Genomic DNA, 15236 nt, shown 5'->3' with positions numbered 1-15236 from the left:
AAGTTGGCAGTAACTTTACATAGGCCTGCGCCCCTAACTCGCGTGTGGTGGCTAAAGCTTGCTCGGGATTGCGGTATGGACACCGCACATCTCGGCGCACAGGGCCGACAGGGCATCCCATGGCTGGTAGTCAAAGTCGGTCTTGACCCGCAGCTCCAGCTCGGCCAATTGCTGGAGCAGCTTGATGATCACTGCCAGTGGCAGACGGTGGAGGGCGCCAATGTAGACTTCCCGGCGGCTTTGCCAGATCCGGAAGTTCTCGAAAATGTTGTTGAGCGACGTGCCCTTGTTACCCATCTCCTGCATTTTATACAACTGGGTCAACTCGCGCTGTAAGGTGCGTAGCAGGATCACCGCTTCAACCCCTTCGCCTTGCAGTTGGCGCAATACACGCTGACTGCGCTTGGCTTGGCCGGCCAGTACCGCATCGAGCAGCTGGAAAGGCGTATAGTGGTTGTGGCGGCTGAGGGCATCTTCGAGGCGCACGACAGTCAGCTCGCCGTCGGGGTAGAGCAGCACCAGTTTTTGTAGGCTCTGGGCCAATGCGAGCAGGTTGCCTTCATGCCATTGGGCCAATAGTTGGACCGACTCATGATCCGGCTTGAGCCCGAGCTGCTGGCAGCGGCCCTGGATAAAGCGCGGTAAGTGGCGTGCTTCCGGCGTGTTGCAAGGGATATACAACCCCTGGGCGTCCAGTGCCTTGAACCACTTGGTGCTTTCTTGCTTTTTGTTGAGACGGGGGCCCTGAACAAGTAGCAAGATATCGTCATGGGCACTGTCGATCACTTCTTGCAGCGACTTGGCTTGCTGAGCATTGAGGCCGTTCTCCGGTAGCTCCAGCTCAATGATCTGGCGCGCTGAAAACAGGCTCATGGCCTGGCAGCAATCGAGGACGCTGTTCCAGTCGAGTTGAGCATCAACGGCAAAGCTGTGGCGCTCATCGAAGCCGGCCTGCTGGGCGGCCAGTTTGATCTGATCGCTGGCTTCGAGCTTTAGCAGTGGCTCGTTGCCACATAGCAGATAGGCACGGCGCAGCCCTTTGCTCAGCTGCTGTGCCAGGTGTTCAGGGTAAATCCTCATTGTGCGGACTCGGCCTGGTTATCTTGTCTGGCGGCTGGGTCGGCCGCGGCACTGTCGGCTTTGACGTCCAAGCCGAGCTCGGTCGAAACACGCTCGTCATTGTCGGTATTCTGCTCCAGCAAGGCTTCCAGCTCTTGTTCTTCCATCTGGTTGAAAATGGCTGTCAGGCGGGCAAGCTGGCGCATGATCTGCTTGGCGGCCTGCTCGCGCATCTCTTGCTCAATCATGTCGCGCTCGACAGATTTTGCCAATGCGGTCAGTGGGTTATCGAGGAAGGTCCGGTTGACACGGGTAGTGTACGTTTGGCTGCCTTTTTCCGGTACCACAATCCGGTAGCGTACGGTATAGGTTAGCTCGTATTCGGCAGCACGGGCGTTCTGGTAGAGCGACAGGGTACGCTCACCGGTCGATTCGCTGATCAGGTGCAGGTTAGGGACTCTGCTTGAAGGCGCAACTGGCTCGATGCCGTGTAGCTGGAATTGGGATTTTACCTGACGGTGCAGTTGGCCGTATTGGTCAAAACTGGTCAGGGAAAGTTTGGCAATGTCGTCGGGCAACATGTAGTTACCACGGAGGTGAAAACCGCAGGATGCAGTCGCCAGCGCCATAAGGACAACAAAGAAGGTTCGGATAATGCTTTTTGGAGAAATGAAAGCTCTCACCGAGTCTGCTCCATGAAAAAAAGTGAAAACTGACCGGCTGACGCGGATGGTTCTGTTCGAAGTGTGTGAGCCGGATTAAAACTGTGGCTCCAAAACAGGAGCCACAGGTTAGGCACTGGGAAATTGCTTTAGTTCGCTGCGGGATTAGTTCGCAACGATATTCAGCAGTTTGCCCGGTACGTAAATCACTTTGCGAATGGTTTTGTCGCTTGTGAATTTGGTTACGCCTTCTTCGGCCATTGCCAGGGCTTCGACTTGCTCTTTGGTGGCATCAGCCGCTACTGTCAGCTTAGCACGCAGCTTGCCGTTGACCTGAACAACAATCAGCTTCTCGTCTTCAACCAATGCTTTTTCGTCAGCCTCCGGCCAATCGGCGTGGTCAACGTCGCTCTGGCCCAGCGCTTCCCACATTTCGAAACAGATGTGCGGTGTCATTGGGTACAGCATACGAACGATAGCCTTCAGTGCTTCGTCAAGTAGGGCACGGTCTTGTGCACTGTCCTGAGAGGCTTTGGTCAGCTTGTTCATCAGCTCCATGATGGCAGCGATAGCGGTGTTGAACGTCTGGCGGCGGCCGATGTCGTCACTCACTTTGGCGATAGTCTTGTGAACGTCGCGGCGCAGGGCTTTTTGATCTGAAGTCAGAGCTGCAATATCAAGCGCTTCAGCTTCGCCTTTGGCTGTGTGGTCGTGTACCAGCTTCCAAACACGCTTCAGGAAGCGGTTAGCACCCTCCACACCAGACTCTTGCCATTCCAGCGTCATATCAGCCGGAGAGGCAAACATCATGAACAGGCGAACGGTATCCGCACCGTATTTGTCTACCATCTCCTGCGGGTCGATACCGTTGTTCTTCGACTTGGACATCTTGGTCATGCCCGAGTGAACCACTTCGTTGCCTTCGTTATCAACGGCCTTGGTGATACGGCCCTTTTCGTCACGCTCAACAGTCACATCTGTTGGGGCAACCCAGATTTTCGCGCCTTTGTCGTTGGTGTAGTAGTAAGCGTCAGCCAGTACCATACCCTGACAAAGCAGCTGCTTGAATGGTTCGTCGCTGGTTACCATACCGCAGTCGCGCAGCAGCTTGTGGAAGAAGCGAGAGTACAGCAGGTGCATACACGCGTGCTCGATACCACCGATGTACTGGTCAACCGGCAGCCAGTAGTTTGCTGCGTCAGAATCTAGCATCTCGTCGGCTTGTGGCGAACAGTAGCGAGCGTAGTACCAAGACGATTCCATGAAGGTATCGAAGGTATCCGTTTCCAGCAGTGCTGGCTGGCCGTTGAACGTGGTCTTCGCCCACTCTTTGTCGGCTTTGATTGGGCTGGTTACGCCGTCCATCACCACATCTTCAGGCAGGATCACTGGTAGCTGATCAGCCGGTACCGGGTGAACTTCGCCATCTTCAGTGGTGACCATCGGGATTGGGGCGCCCCAGTAACGCTGGCGGGATACACCCCAGTCGCGTAGACGGAAGTTAACCGTCTTCTGGCCTTTGCCTTCTGCTTCCAGCTTAGCGGCGATCGCATCGAACGCAGCTTGGAAATCCAGGCCGTCGAATTCACCTGAATCGAACAGTACACCTTTCTCGGTGTATGCCGCTTCAGAAATGTCTAGCTCGCTGCCGTCTTCTGGCTTGATCGCTGGGATAATGTCCAGGCCGTACTTGGTGGCGAACTCGTAGTCACGCTGGTCGTGGGCTGGAACTGCCATTACCGCGCCTGTGCCGTAATCCATCAGAACGAAGTTAGCAACGAAGACTGGGACTTCACGACCGTTTAGCGGGTGAATGGCAGTCAGGCCGGTTGCCATGCCTTTCTTCTCCATGGTCGCCAGCTCAGCTTCGGCTACCTTGGTGTTACGGCACTCTTCGATGAACGCAGCAAGCTCAGGGTTGTTCGCCGCAGCTGCTGCCGCCAGAGGGTGGCCCGCAGCGATACCGACGTAAGTCACGCCCATTAGGGTATCCGGACGGGTGGTGTACACTTCCAGATCGTCGTGGCCTTTCACTTCGAACGTCAGTTCAACACCTTCAGAGCGGCCGATCCAGTTGCGCTGCATGGTCTTAACCATGTCAGGCCAGCCTTCTAGGGTGTCCAGATCGTCCAGTAGCTCCTGGGCGTATTCAGTGATCTTAATGAACCACTGAGGGATTTCTTTCTGCTCTACCGGTGTGTCACAACGCCAGCAGCAACCGTCTTCTACCTGCTCGTTGGCCAGTACGGTCTGGTCGTTCGGACACCAGTTTACTGAAGAGGTCTTCTTGTAAACCAAGCCTTTCTCGTACAGCTTGGTGAAGAATTCCTGCTCCCAGCGGTAGTATTCAGGGGTACAGGTTGCAAATTCACGGTTCCAGTCGTAGCCGAAGCCCAGCAGTTTGAGCTGGTTCTTCATATATTCGATGTTCTCGTAAGTCCAAGGGGCTGGAGCAGTCTTGTTCTTAACCGCGGCGTTTTCAGCAGGCAGGCCGAACGCATCCCAGCCAATTGGCTGCATTACATTCTTGCCCTGCAGGCGCTGGTAACGAGAGATCACATCACCGATGGTGTAGTTACGCACGTGACCCATGTGCAGTCGACCACTTGGGTACGGGAACATGGAGAGACAGTAGAATTTTTCTTTATTAGGGTCTTCACTTACAACAAAGGTCTTTTTGTTGTCCCAATGTTCTTGAACTTTCTGTTCAATGTCCTGTGGACGATATTGTTCTTGCATCGATGACATCCGGGATTTTGTGAGTTGAGTACAAACACATTCAATATAATCGACATAGAATAACTAAAGGTAAAGGTGTCAACAATAGCTGAAACCACTTCGGGGGCGAATTGTTGGCTGATTATGGTGCCAATTACCCAGATGGCAGCCGGATGCCGGTGAATTAGCGGATAGGAGGTGACCTATGGCAACAAAGAAAAAGGATTATGAGGCGCTACTCGAGCAAGTCACGGAAACTCTCAAGCATAGCCCTGATGAGCTAAAACACTGGGCGGAAGTGACGGAAAAGTACCGCCAGGCAGCCAGCGATATGACCAAAGACGAGCTGGCGTTGATCTCTGCTTACCTCAAGCGTGACGTGCAGGAATTCGGCCAGAATGCCGATGACAGCCCGGCCCCATTTAGTGACAGTCCTTTTTACCGGGTGGTGAAAGAGACAATCTGGGAAGGTCTGGCCGAGGCGACAGACAAGACTCAGATTGAATGGCACGAGGTGATGGACGATCTTAAGCACCAGGGGGTGTACGAAGCCGGTGAAATTGTTGGCCTTGGCCATCTGGTTTGTGAGAAGTGCGGTCATGACGAAGTGATCACGCATGTTAAGGAAATCTCACCGTGTCTAAACTGTGGGCATACCCGCTTTACCCGCAAGCCGCTGTCTCCCTAGTTTCGTTATTTAACAGATAGACAAACGGGCCGTACGGCCCGTTTTTTAAGGCGACAGAAGTGTCTAGTTTCACTCCATTGGTTCAATGGTGTCCACCATCACGGCTGTCGGAGCCGGCTCGGGCAGTTGAACGGGTACCGCTGCCGATGGCTGAGTGGTGCTCTGAACCGGCGTGACACTGAACTTCTGGCCGGCGATCGCCGCTTCCACCATCATTCCGCCTTTGGCTACGGTAAAGACGGCGACCCCGTTGGTGTAATCGGCATCGACGAATTTTCCACCGGCGCTGGCACGCAAGCCCGACGTTCCGGCATTGGCCTGAGCACCCTCGGTCAAGGCCACCGCAGAAGCAGAGGCATCGAGTTCGAAGTTGCCGCTCATGAAGCGTTCATAGGCGCGTTTGTCCTGGAAGAACACGATCTCGCTGTAGGACTGGCCGCCGAACTGCAGGCCGAAAGAGACTTGGTACAGCTTGGCATGACCGGTGATCTGGCCATTTTTGAAGACCGTACCGCTGCCGTAGGCACCGCCGACCCAGAAGCCGCCCTTACCGACCGAAGGGAAGACTGCATAGCCGTAGGCTGTGTGGAAAAATGGCTGGGTTTGCGAGGCCGCTTGGAACTGGGTCAGGGCCGCCTGGGTCTCAAGATCTTCTTTTGCGACCGAGCCGGTAGCGACGCAGAGCATGGCCACGCTGCATAGCATGGCGAATAATTTGTTGATCGATTTCATTAGCATTCCCCAAATAAACGTTGTGCTGTTGTTATCCCAAGCTGGCGAGCGGTGCGGCGTGCCGATCTAGCGGGCACATTTCGATACACATCGCTTGGTTATATAACCGACATATTAACAAGGTGAATGAAAAGGCGAAGGGGTTACCTTCGCCTTTTGGGAGGATTGTCAGCGTTGATTCAGTGTTGGGCAGCCAAACCGGTCAGTCGTGATAATTGATTTGCGGCTGCTCGTCCCGAAAGCGACCGGCCTGGCGGCGGATCAGCAGCCATGACAGGGCAACGGACCACAACAGGTAGATATACAGCGGCCAGCTGCCGAGGGTGGTATACGGTGTCATGCCGATGGTCGGAATCACCTTGGCCCTCAGTACCCCGGTTTCGAACTGCGGGATCTGCTCGATGATTTTGCCTTGGTGATCGACAATCCCGGTCAGACCGCTGTTGGTCGCGCGCAGCAGGGGTTTACCGAGCTCAAGCGAGCGCATCTGGGCAATTTCCATGTGCTGGAACGGGCCGATGGACTTACCGAACCAGGTATCGTTGGACAGGGTCAGCAGGAACTCGGTATCGACATTGACGTTGCGGCGAACCTGTTCGCTGAACGCGACTTCGTAGCACAGTGCCGGTGCCAGCGAGTAGCCATTGGCTTCGAGGTTCGGCTGGATGTAATCACCACGGCTGAACGACGACATCGGCAGATTGAAGAAAGGGGCCAGCGGACGCAGGATATCTTCAAACGGCACAAACTCACCAAACGGCAGCAGGTGGTGCTTGCTGTAGCGCTCTGCCTGCTCGTACTGGTACGGACCGACCGCATTGACGCCAAGGGTCAGGATGTTGTTGTAAAACTCGCCGTCCTCGTTCTGATCCAGAACGCCGGTAATGACGGTGCTGTTGTTATTGCGCGCCGCGGCATCGAGGTTCTGCAGGAAGGTGGTGACCTGGGTTTCCAGGGCCGGGATCGCCGCCTCCGGCCAGATGATCAAATCTGCGCCCCAGTTCTCGCGGGTCAGATCGGTGTACTTCATCAGGGTCGGCCAGCGCTGGCTTGGCAGCCACTTGATCTCTTGCGGGACGTTACCCTGGATCATCGCCACATCCACCGCATTGTCGCTATCGGGTTTGACCCATTGCTTCTGGCCGGCTAGCAGGCCAAGGGCCAGGATGAAGGCCGGAACCAGGAGCGGGCGCCAGTTGCGGTAACAGGCTGCTGCGACCAGGGCGCCGGTGCTCAATACGATGGCGAGGGTGATCCCCTCGACCCCCAGGATCGGGGCGAAGCCGGCATAAGGGCTGTCAATCTGGCTGTAGCCCAGCCACAGCCACGGGAAGCCGGTCATCAGCCAGCCGCGGATCCAGTCGAGGATGAGCCAGATCACCGGACCACTCAGCATCAGCTGGTGGAATGGGCGGCCGCGGTTGAATTTGTTGAATAGGGCACCGAATACGGCTGGGTAAAGGGCAAGATAGCCGATGAGCAGAGCCATCAATCCCCAGCCTGCAATCCATGGCATGCCGCCGAAATTGGCAATACTGACATGGACCCAGCTGATCCCGGTCCCGAATAGCCCCAGCCCCCAGAGCAAACCGATCAGGGCGGAGCGCTTGACGGACTGATTCTGAAGCAGGAACAGGAATACAAAGAGGGAAAGGGGAGCAAGGTACCAATGGTGGTACGGGGCGAAAGATAAGGTGGCTAAGGCACCTGCTGGGACAGCCAGTAATGGCTGTCCCAACTTCTTAAGGGTATTTGTCGTCATTCGTTATGATGTTGTCGTCGGTTGAGGTGCTTCGTGAGGCACGGTCACTTGCAACTGAATAACCCGGCGGTTGTCGGCAGACGTCACCTTGAATGAGTAGCCCGCCAATTCAACGATTTCACCGCGAGTCGGCAGGTGGCCGAAGCTGGTCATGACCAGGCCGCCGACGGTATCGACTTCTTCGTCGCTGAATTGGGTGTGGAACATTTCATTGAACTCTTCAATGGTTGTCAGTGCTTTTACCGCAAAAGTATGCTTGCTTAACTGACGAATATCTTGTTCTTCCTCGTCGTCGAATTCGTCTTCGATTTCGCCAACGATTTGCTCAAGAATATCTTCAATGGTGATAACACCGGATACCCCACCAAACTCATCGACCACAATCGCCATGTGGTAGCGTTCTTCGCGGAACTCCTTGAGCAGGCGGTCAACGCGCTTGCTTTCAGGGACAACGACCGCGGGTCGCAGAACTTCTTCCATGTCGAATGGTTCGCTGTTCGGCTGCAGGTAACGCAAAAGATCTTTGGCCAGAAGGATCCCTTCGACGTGATCTTTGTCGTCACTGATCACCGGGTAGCGTGAGTGCTGGGCATCAACAATTAAATCAATCAGATCTTCTAGCTTCTGAGAACGCTCGATTGTGACCATCTGAGAGCGCGGGATCATGATGTCACGGACACGCATCTCGGAGATTTCCATGACCCCTTCGAGCATGTCGCGGGTGTCGTGGTCGATCAAATCGTTTTCTTCTGAATCACGGAAAACTTCAACTAGCTCTTCGCGGTTCTGCGGCTCGCCTTGAAATAGCTGGCCAATTCGTTCAAAGAAGGACTTTCTACTCGGACCTTCAGAATTTTGTGAGTTATCTTCGTTCATTGTTTGTAAGAAATACTTCTCTCAGTTAAGTGGCTGTGCCACGGGAATAATACGGCATCAAGTATACCGTACCAGTTTGACAACAATATCAAGAAAAGGTTAGTGCTTTTCTTCGGCATACGGATCGGCAAAGCCCATCAGCTGCATGATTTCCGTTTCCAAGCCTTCCATCTCTTCCGCTTCGTCGTCGTCGATATGGTCATAACCTAGCAGATGGAGACTGCCATGTACAACCATGTGTGCCCAGTGGGCATGAAGAGGTTTATCCTGCTCCTGGGCCTCATTTTCGACAACCTGTCGGCAAATGATCAAATCACCCAGCAGCTCCAGCTCAACCCCCGGCGGCGCCTCGAACGGGAAAGACAGCACGTTGGTCGGTTTGTCCTTGCCGCGGTACTCGTGGTTCAGGCCATGGCTCTCTTCTTCGTCGACTAGGCGGATTGTCACCTCGGCATCGGCCTGGAATGGGGTGATAGCTGCCTCCAGCCACTGCTGGAATTGCGCTTCGCTCGGCATACCGTCGGCGCTTTCGGTAGCCACTTGGAGATCAAGATAAATCGCCATTAGTTTGTTTTTTCCGTTTTGTCTTGGTTGGCAACTGGTGCCTGCTTGGCGGCTTGCTCTTCACGTCGGCGCTGCTCGGCCAGTTTGCGCTGTTTCTGATCTTCGCTTTCCCAGACCTCGTAGGCCTGGACGATACGGGCGACGACCGGGTGGCGAACAACGTCGTCGGCCTGGAAGAAGTTGAAGCTGATTTCATCGACCTCGGACAAGACTTCAATCGCGTGGCGCAGGCCCGAGCGGGCACCGCGAGGCAGGTCAATCTGAGTGACGTCACCGGTGATCACCGCGCGCGAGTTGAATCCGATACGGGTCAGGAACATCTTCATCTGTTCGACGGTGGTGTTCTGGCTCTCGTCGAGGATGATGAAGGCGTCATTGAGAGTACGGCCACGCATGTAGGCAAGCGGCGCCACTTCAATCACATTGCGTTCAATCAGCTTCTCGACACGCTCGAAGCCCAGCATTTCGAACAGGGCGTCATACAGTGGGCGCAGATACGGGTCGACTTTCTGGCTCAGGTCTCCCGGTAGGAAGCCTAGCTTTTCACCGGCTTCGACCGCAGGGCGGGTCAGCAGGATGCGGCGGATTTCCTGACGCTCGAGGGCGTCGACGGCGGCAGCAACCGCCAGGTAGGTTTTACCGGTACCTGCCGGGCCAATCCCGAAGGTAATGTCATGGCGGACCATGTTGGCAATGTACTGGGCCTGGTTAGGCGTGCGTGGCTTGATCACCCCTTTCTTGGTTTTGATCACCACTTCCTTGCCGTAAGGAATGCTCGACTCGGTCGATTGCTCCAGGACTCCGGACTCTTTGATGGCCAGGTGAACCTGATCAGGCTCGATATCAGGAATGGTGTTGCGAACCGGGGCGGTATCGACGTACAGGGTTTTGATGATATGGGCGGCGGCTTCGGCGGTGTGGGGCTGGCCGACGACGCTGAAACTGCTGCTGCGGTGGTTTATTTCTACACCCAAACGGCGTTCAAGTTGTTTGATGTTATCGTCGAAAGGGCCACAAAGGCTGGAAAGGCGCTGGTTATTGGCGGGTTCCAGATTGAATTCAATAGTAATAACTTTGCTCAAGATTTGCCTCTCAATAGGGCCACCCTTGCGGGTGGCCTAGGGTTCAGGGCGCGTCCTACTTTTGTTCAGACGGGCGTCTTACTATGGAGTATATACGCCAACACCCAATTCATCTTCTTTGCGTGTCTTTTCCATCACTTCGGCAGGAGACATGGCCACGCGCAGGTCCATTTCCGCTTCAGTACGAACCAGCTCACCACGTAGCGAGTTGGTGAAGACATCGGTGATTTTCACGTCGACAAACTGGCCGATCAGCTCTGGCGAACCTTCGAAGTTCACCACGCGGTTGTTCTCGGTGCGGCCACGCAGCTCCATCACGTTCTTCTTCGATGGGCCTTCAACCAGGATACGCTGTTCGGTACCCAACATCTGGCGTGAGTAGCGCATAGCCTGAGTATTGATCTGTTGCTGCAGTTCGTACAAGCGCTGTTTCTTCACTTCTTCAGACAGATCACACGGGTAATCGGCTGCCGGGGTACCCGGACGGGCCGAGAAGATAAAGCTGAAGCTGATGTCGAAGTCGACATCGCGGATCAGTTTCATCGTATCTTGGAAGTCTTGGTCGGACTCGCCCGGGAAACCAACGATAAAGTCAGAGCTGATGGTGATATCCGGACGCGCCTTACGCAGCTTGCGGATTTTCGACTTGTACTCGATCGCCGTGTGCGGACGCTTCATGTTGGCCAGGATACGGTCTGAACCACTTTGTACCGGCAGGTGCAGGAAGCTCACCACCTCTGGGGTGTCTTGGTACACTTCGATGATGTCATCGGTGAACTCGATCGGGTGGCTAGTGGTGTAGCGGATACGGTCGATACCGTCGATGGCAGCCACCAGGCGCAGCAGTTCGGCGAACGTCGCGATTTCATCGTCATGGGTAGCGCCACGGTAGGCATTCACGTTCTGGCCAAGCAGGTTGACCTCACGGACGCCTTGCTCTGCCAGTTGGGCGATTTCGAACAGGACGTCATCCAATGGACGGCTAACCTCTTCACCACGGGTGTAAGGAACCACACAGTAGGTGCAGTACTTCGAGCAGCCTTCCATGATAGAAACGAACGCTGTTGGACCTTCTGCACGTGGCTCTGGCAGGCGGTCGAACTTCTCGATTTCCGGGAAAGAAATATCCATGACAGGCGCATGGTCGCTCTGCGATTGCTTGATCATCTCAGGCAGGCGGTGCAGTGTCTGTGGGCCGAAGATCACATCGACATATGGTGCACGCTGGCGGATTGAGTCGCCTTCCTGGGTTGCTACACAACCACCGACGCCGATCACTAGCTCAGGTTTCTTGTCTTTTAGGGTTTTCCAGCGACCAAGCTGGTGGAACACTTTTTCCTGGGCTTTTTCACGGATGGAGCAGGTGTTAAGCAGCAGAACGTCTGCTTCTTCTGGTTCTTCCGTTAACTCGAAGCCATTGGCTGCATTAAGAAGATCGGCCATTTTCGATGAATCGTACTCGTTCATCTGGCAACCCCAGGTTTTGATAAGCAGTTTCTTAGCCATGTCTAACTCTTCACTCGTAGTGTTTATTCATTGCATTTCACATTGCTTCATTCCGCTCTGGCGGTCAAAACAAGCCCGCCTGCGGTAGCAAGCCGCGTATTGTACTGCTTTAAGGCGTGCCTGACTAGATCATCACTACCCCGAATATTTTGTGGTTTTTCACTCTGCCGATACCGGCTTGAGTTTATTGACGGTTTGCAAACCAAGCTGGCGCATCTGCTGGCGGATCCAGCGGCTGCGCTGTTGGACATAGCGGGTCATGGGTGCCGGCTCCATCCGGTAGGGGTTGGGCAATACCGCCGCCAGTTGGGCCGCTTGCTGGGCACTCAGCCGGCTGGCAGGGATCCCGAAGAAGGTCTGGCTGGCGGCCTCGACCCCAAACAGGCCGGGGCCAAATTCGACGATGTTCAGGTAGACCTCCAAGATCCGCGACTTGTCCCAGAGTAACTCCATCCACAGGGCAAAATAGAGCTCCGCCCCTTTGCGCAGGAAGGTACGGGACGGGAACAGGAAAAGGTTCTTGGCGGTTTGCTGGGTGATGGTACTGCCGCCCCGGCTGGGGCCGTCGCTGCCGGTTTGTTTGAGGATGGTCAGAATTGCATTGATATCCACGCCGTAGTGATCGGGAAAGTGCTGATCCTCGGCGGCAATGACCGCCAGCTGGACATTGGGCGATATGGCTGCCATTGGCACCCATTGGTGGGCGGCCCGCGGCGGATAGCCTTGCGGCGGGAACCACTCACGGTGAAGCTGCCAGCCCCAGATAGGCGGGTCAATATACTTTCCGGCCGATACCAGTAGGATGGGGAGCATAAGAGCGAGCAATAATAGCCGAAATAACCAGCGTTTAATCAATTCAAACATCCCTCATCCTGTGCGGGTAGTGACGCATCCCATCGGGACTTGGGGGGATATTAATCACTGATGCGCTGGTGAATTTTGATAGAATAATGGCAGCAATGCGCCATTGTGCGCGGAACTCTTTTCTTGAGCATAACAAATGGGAACCGAAATGGAACAGTTTGATGTGGTTGTGGCGGGCGGCGGTATGGTCGGGGCGGCAACAGCAATAGGTTTGGCCCAGCAGGGGTTATCCGTTGCTGTATTGGAAGGGGTGACCCCAGCCCCGTTTGACTCATCGCAACCGATGGATCTGCGGGTCTCGGCCATTTCCCCACACTCGGTTTCATTACTCGAGCGCCTGGGCGCCTGGGAGGCGGTCATGGCAATGCGCCTATGCCCCTACAAGCGCTTGGAGACCTGGGAGCATCCAGAATGTCGGACTCGCTTCAGTGCCGAGCAGATGCACCTTGAGCGCCTGGGCTACATCGTTGAAAACCGGGTGATCCAGCTGGCGCTGTGGCAGCAATTTGAGCTGTATCCTAACCTGCTGTTGAAATGCCCGGCCAAAATGGTTTCCGCTACCGCAACAGGTAATGGTTACGAGATTTCGCTTGAAGACGGCAGCCAGCTGCATGCCACCTTGCTGGTTGGGGCTGACGGTGCTCAGTCTCGTGTCCGCCAGCAGGCCGGTATTGGTATTACTGCGTGGGACTACCGCCAGCACTGCATGTTGATCAATGTGGAAACCGCCTTGCCGCAGCAGGATATTACCTGGCAGATGTTCACCCCGCACGGCCCGCGCTCGTTCCTGCCGCTGCCGGGCCATCAGGCCTCATTGGTGTGGTATGACAGCCCGGCACGGATCCAGCTGCTTTCCGCCATGAGCCCGGAGCAGCTGGAGGCTCAGATCGTTGCCCATTTCCCGGCAGAAATTGGAGAGATCAAAGTACTTGGCCACGGAAGCTTTCCGTTAACCCGCCGTCATGCCCAGCACTATTGCAAACCTGGGATCGTACTGCTGGGCGATGCGGCGCATACCATCAACCCACTGGCTGGGCAGGGGGTTAACCTTGGCTTTAAGGATGTCGATGTCTTGCTGCATGAAATCGAAAAATCGGGGCAGGACTGGTCGAAGGTACGAGTACTCAAAGCCTACGAGCGCCGTCGTCGGCCGGATAACCTATTGATGCAGAGCGGGATGGACTTTTTCTATACCACGTTCAGTAATAATTTGCTGCCGCTGAAGCTTGTGCGTAATGCTGGATTGAAGTTGGCCGAGCAGGCCGGTCCTATCAAGCAGAAAGTGCTGAAATACGCGATGGGTATGTAACCGGGCTCGCAGAGAGGCAAGCAGAAAGAAAAAAGCCGAATGTTTATTGAAACATTCGGCTGAACAACCAGAGAGATACGATCATTGAGTTGGTTGTAAAATCTGTTGTCTGGCTTGATGATGGTGTGCATATTGTTAACCATATGCCAGACATAAGAAAACCCACCAAAAGGTGGGTTTCTGAAGATGGTGCGGAAGGAGAGACTTGAACTCTCACACCTTGCGGCGCCAGAACCTAAATCTGGTGCGTCTACCAATTTCGCCACTTCCGCGTACTTACCGTCTATCTTCATTTTAGCAATGAACAATCAATGACGTTAAGCAAAATATGGCAGGGCTACCTGGATTCGAACCAGGGAATGACGGGATCAAAACCCGTTGCCTTACCGCTTGGCGATAGCCCTGCAGTGTGCCCATTCGAGCGTGTTAGAGAGAATGGTGCGGAAGGAGAGACTTGAACTCTCACACCTTGCGGCGCCAGAACCTAAATCTGGTGCGTCTACCAATTTCGCCACTTCCGCATATATTTTAGCTGATCACTCAGCGTTTTCTCTAACATCGAACTGAACATCTGAGATGGTCAATTCAAATAATGGTGCGGAAGGAGAGACTTGAACTCTCACACCTTGCGGCGCCAGAACCTAAATCTGGTGCGTCTACCAATTTCGCCACTTCCGCATACTTACCGGAATACCGTGAGGCAACCGTTAAGTTAAATGATGGCAGGTCTACCTGGATTCGAACCAGGGAATGACGGGATCAAAACCCGTTGCCTTACCGCTTGGCGATAGACCTGCAGGTGCTCATTACTGAGACTTGAATAATGGTGCGGAAGGAGAGACTTGAACTCTCACACCTTGCGGCGCCAGAACCTAAATCTGGTGCGTCTACCAATTTCGCCACTTCCGCATACTTACCGGATACCGTGAGGCAACCGTTAAGTTAAATGATGGCAGGTCTACCTGGATTCGAACCAGGGAATGACGGGATCAAAACCCGTTGCCTTACCGCTTGGCGATAGACCTGCAGATGCTCTTTGCAGAGACTTGAGACCAGAGAGAATGGTGCGGAAGGAGAGACTTGAACTCTCACACCTTGCGGCGCCAGAACCTAAATCTGGTGCGTCTACCAATTTCGCCACTTCCGCATTTTGTGCTGTTGCCAGCTGCTTCTCTGGTTTTCTCAATCAAGCTAATGCTTAATTGAAGAATGATGGTGCGGAAGGAGAGACTTGAACTCTCACACCTTGCGGCGCCAGAACCTAAATCTGGTGCGTCTACCAATTTCGCCACTTCCGCATACTTACCGGATACCGTGAGGCAACCGTTAAGTTAAATGATGGCAGGTCTACCTGGATTCGAACCAGGGAATGACGGGATCAAAACCCGTTGCCTTACCGCTTGGCGATAGACCT

The 15236-nt window shown here is 54.6% G+C and carries 12 protein-coding genes and 10 tRNA genes; 2 read left to right on the top strand and 20 right to left on the bottom strand.

Annotated elements, in window-relative coordinates:
• Positions 1-51: 51 nt before the first annotated feature.
• The 3 genes from holA to leuS form a co-directional block, all read right to left on the bottom strand.
• Positions 52-1080: a DNA polymerase III subunit delta gene (holA, locus tag C9J03_RS23620; protein WP_044622632.1), complete on the bottom strand. Its 1029-nt coding sequence runs from the start codon at positions 1078-1080 to the stop codon at positions 52-54.
• Positions 1077-1688, bottom strand: a complete 612-nt coding sequence (locus C9J03_RS23615; protein ID WP_197068533.1) for an LPS-assembly lipoprotein LptE — start codon at positions 1686-1688, stop codon at positions 1077-1079. The genes holA and C9J03_RS23615 overlap by 4 nt, the downstream gene beginning before the upstream one ends.
• Positions 1689-1886: 198 nt before the next feature.
• On the bottom strand, positions 1887-4460 hold the full coding sequence (gene leuS, locus C9J03_RS23610; RefSeq protein ID WP_044622634.1) for a leucine--tRNA ligase: 2574 nt from the start codon (positions 4458-4460) through the stop codon (positions 1887-1889).
• Between the two features lie 184 nt (positions 4461-4644).
• Here leuS and C9J03_RS23605 point away from each other — a divergent pair, with 184 nt between their 5' ends.
• A complete protein-coding gene (locus C9J03_RS23605) occupies positions 4645-5127 on the top strand; it encodes a zinc ribbon-containing protein (protein WP_044622635.1) in 483 nt (160 codons plus the stop codon).
• Between the two features lie 69 nt (positions 5128-5196).
• Here C9J03_RS23605 and C9J03_RS23600 read toward each other — a convergent pair whose 3' ends face one another.
• From C9J03_RS23600 to mtgA, 7 genes are all read right to left on the bottom strand, one after another.
• A complete protein-coding gene (locus C9J03_RS23600; protein WP_231580706.1) occupies positions 5197-5865 on the bottom strand; it encodes a lipid-binding SYLF domain-containing protein in 669 nt (222 codons plus the stop codon).
• A gap of 196 nt (positions 5866-6061) precedes the next feature.
• Positions 6062-7621, bottom strand: a complete 1560-nt coding sequence (lnt, locus tag C9J03_RS23595; RefSeq protein WP_044622637.1) for an apolipoprotein N-acyltransferase — start codon at positions 7619-7621, stop codon at positions 6062-6064.
• 3 nt (positions 7622-7624) lie between these two features.
• Entirely contained in the window at positions 7625-8497 is an 873-nt protein-coding gene (gene corC / locus C9J03_RS23590) for a CNNM family magnesium/cobalt transport protein CorC (RefSeq protein ID WP_039461463.1), read from the bottom strand.
• A gap of 99 nt (positions 8498-8596) precedes the next feature.
• Positions 8597-9061, bottom strand: a complete 465-nt coding sequence (gene ybeY / locus C9J03_RS23585; protein WP_044622638.1) for an rRNA maturation RNase YbeY — start codon at positions 9059-9061, stop codon at positions 8597-8599.
• On the bottom strand, positions 9061-10143 hold the full coding sequence (locus C9J03_RS23580) for a PhoH family protein (protein ID WP_044622639.1): 1083 nt from the start codon (positions 10141-10143) through the stop codon (positions 9061-9063). Before C9J03_RS23580 ends, ybeY begins: the two co-directional genes overlap by 1 nt.
• Before the next feature lie 81 nt (positions 10144-10224).
• On the bottom strand, positions 10225-11649 hold the full coding sequence (miaB, locus tag C9J03_RS23575) for a tRNA (N6-isopentenyl adenosine(37)-C2)-methylthiotransferase MiaB (RefSeq protein WP_039461469.1): 1425 nt from the start codon (positions 11647-11649) through the stop codon (positions 10225-10227).
• A gap of 159 nt (positions 11650-11808) precedes the next feature.
• Entirely contained in the window at positions 11809-12513 is a 705-nt protein-coding gene (mtgA, locus tag C9J03_RS23570; RefSeq protein ID WP_044622640.1) for a monofunctional biosynthetic peptidoglycan transglycosylase, read from the bottom strand.
• Positions 12514-12661: 148 nt separating this feature from the next.
• Between mtgA and C9J03_RS23565 the strand changes: the two genes are divergently transcribed.
• Positions 12662-13822, top strand: a complete 1161-nt coding sequence (locus tag C9J03_RS23565; RefSeq protein WP_044622641.1) for a 2-octaprenyl-3-methyl-6-methoxy-1,4-benzoquinol hydroxylase — start codon at positions 12662-12664, stop codon at positions 13820-13822.
• 187 nt (positions 13823-14009) lie between these two features.
• Here the strand turns inward: C9J03_RS23565 and C9J03_RS23560 are convergent.
• From C9J03_RS23560 to C9J03_RS23515, 10 genes are all read right to left on the bottom strand, one after another.
• Positions 14010-14094, bottom strand: a tRNA-Leu gene (locus tag C9J03_RS23560).
• A 57-nt stretch (positions 14095-14151) separates the two neighbouring features.
• Positions 14152-14226 (bottom strand) — tRNA-Gln (locus C9J03_RS23555).
• Between the two features lie 32 nt (positions 14227-14258).
• Positions 14259-14343 (bottom strand) — tRNA-Leu (locus C9J03_RS23550).
• 72 nt (positions 14344-14415) lie between these two features.
• A tRNA-Leu gene (locus C9J03_RS23545) sits at positions 14416-14500 on the bottom strand.
• 42 nt (positions 14501-14542) lie between these two features.
• A tRNA-Gln gene (locus tag C9J03_RS23540) sits at positions 14543-14617 on the bottom strand.
• Positions 14618-14646: 29 nt separating this feature from the next.
• A tRNA-Leu gene (locus C9J03_RS23535) sits at positions 14647-14731 on the bottom strand.
• Positions 14732-14772: 41 nt separating this feature from the next.
• A tRNA-Gln gene (locus C9J03_RS23530) sits at positions 14773-14847 on the bottom strand.
• 37 nt (positions 14848-14884) lie between these two features.
• Positions 14885-14969 (bottom strand) — tRNA-Leu (locus C9J03_RS23525).
• A 66-nt stretch (positions 14970-15035) separates the two neighbouring features.
• Positions 15036-15120: transfer RNA gene (locus C9J03_RS23520), tRNA-Leu, on the bottom strand.
• 41 nt (positions 15121-15161) lie between these two features.
• A tRNA-Gln gene (locus C9J03_RS23515) sits at positions 15162-15236 on the bottom strand.

The organism is Photobacterium gaetbulicola (assembly GCF_003025515.1).
In the GTDB taxonomy this organism is placed as follows: Bacteria; Pseudomonadota; Gammaproteobacteria; order Enterobacterales; family Vibrionaceae; genus Photobacterium; species Photobacterium gaetbulicola.
This window is presented reverse-complemented; position numbering and strand designations above follow the sequence as displayed.

Bases quoted from the DNA above. Each gene is read 5' to 3' on its own strand.
- lnt (WP_044622637.1), bottom strand. From the start codon at position 7,621: ATGACGACAAATACCCTTAAGAAGTTGGGACAGCCATTACTGGCTGTC.
- holA (WP_044622632.1), bottom strand. From the start codon at position 1,080: ATGAGGATTTACCCTGAACACCTGGCACAGCAGCTGAGCAAAGGGCTG.
- miaB (WP_039461469.1), bottom strand. From the start codon at position 11,649: ATGGCTAAGAAACTGCTTATCAAAACCTGGGGTTGCCAGATGAACGAG.
- C9J03_RS23565 (WP_044622641.1), top strand. From the start codon at position 12,662: ATGGAACAGTTTGATGTGGTTGTGGCGGGCGGCGGTATGGTCGGGGCG.
- C9J03_RS23600 (WP_231580706.1), bottom strand. From the start codon at position 5,865: ATGCTAATGAAATCGATCAACAAATTATTCGCCATGCTATGCAGCGTG.
- C9J03_RS23605 (WP_044622635.1), top strand. From the start codon at position 4,645: ATGGCAACAAAGAAAAAGGATTATGAGGCGCTACTCGAGCAAGTCACG.
- mtgA (WP_044622640.1), bottom strand. From the start codon at position 12,513: ATGTTTGAATTGATTAAACGCTGGTTATTTCGGCTATTATTGCTCGCT.
- ybeY (WP_044622638.1), bottom strand. From the start codon at position 9,061: ATGGCGATTTATCTTGATCTCCAAGTGGCTACCGAAAGCGCCGACGGT.
- leuS (WP_044622634.1), bottom strand. From the start codon at position 4,460: ATGCAAGAACAATATCGTCCACAGGACATTGAACAGAAAGTTCAAGAA.
- corC (WP_039461463.1), bottom strand. From the start codon at position 8,497: ATGAACGAAGATAACTCACAAAATTCTGAAGGTCCGAGTAGAAAGTCC.
- C9J03_RS23615 (WP_197068533.1), bottom strand. From the start codon at position 1,688: ATGGCGCTGGCGACTGCATCCTGCGGTTTTCACCTCCGTGGTAACTAC.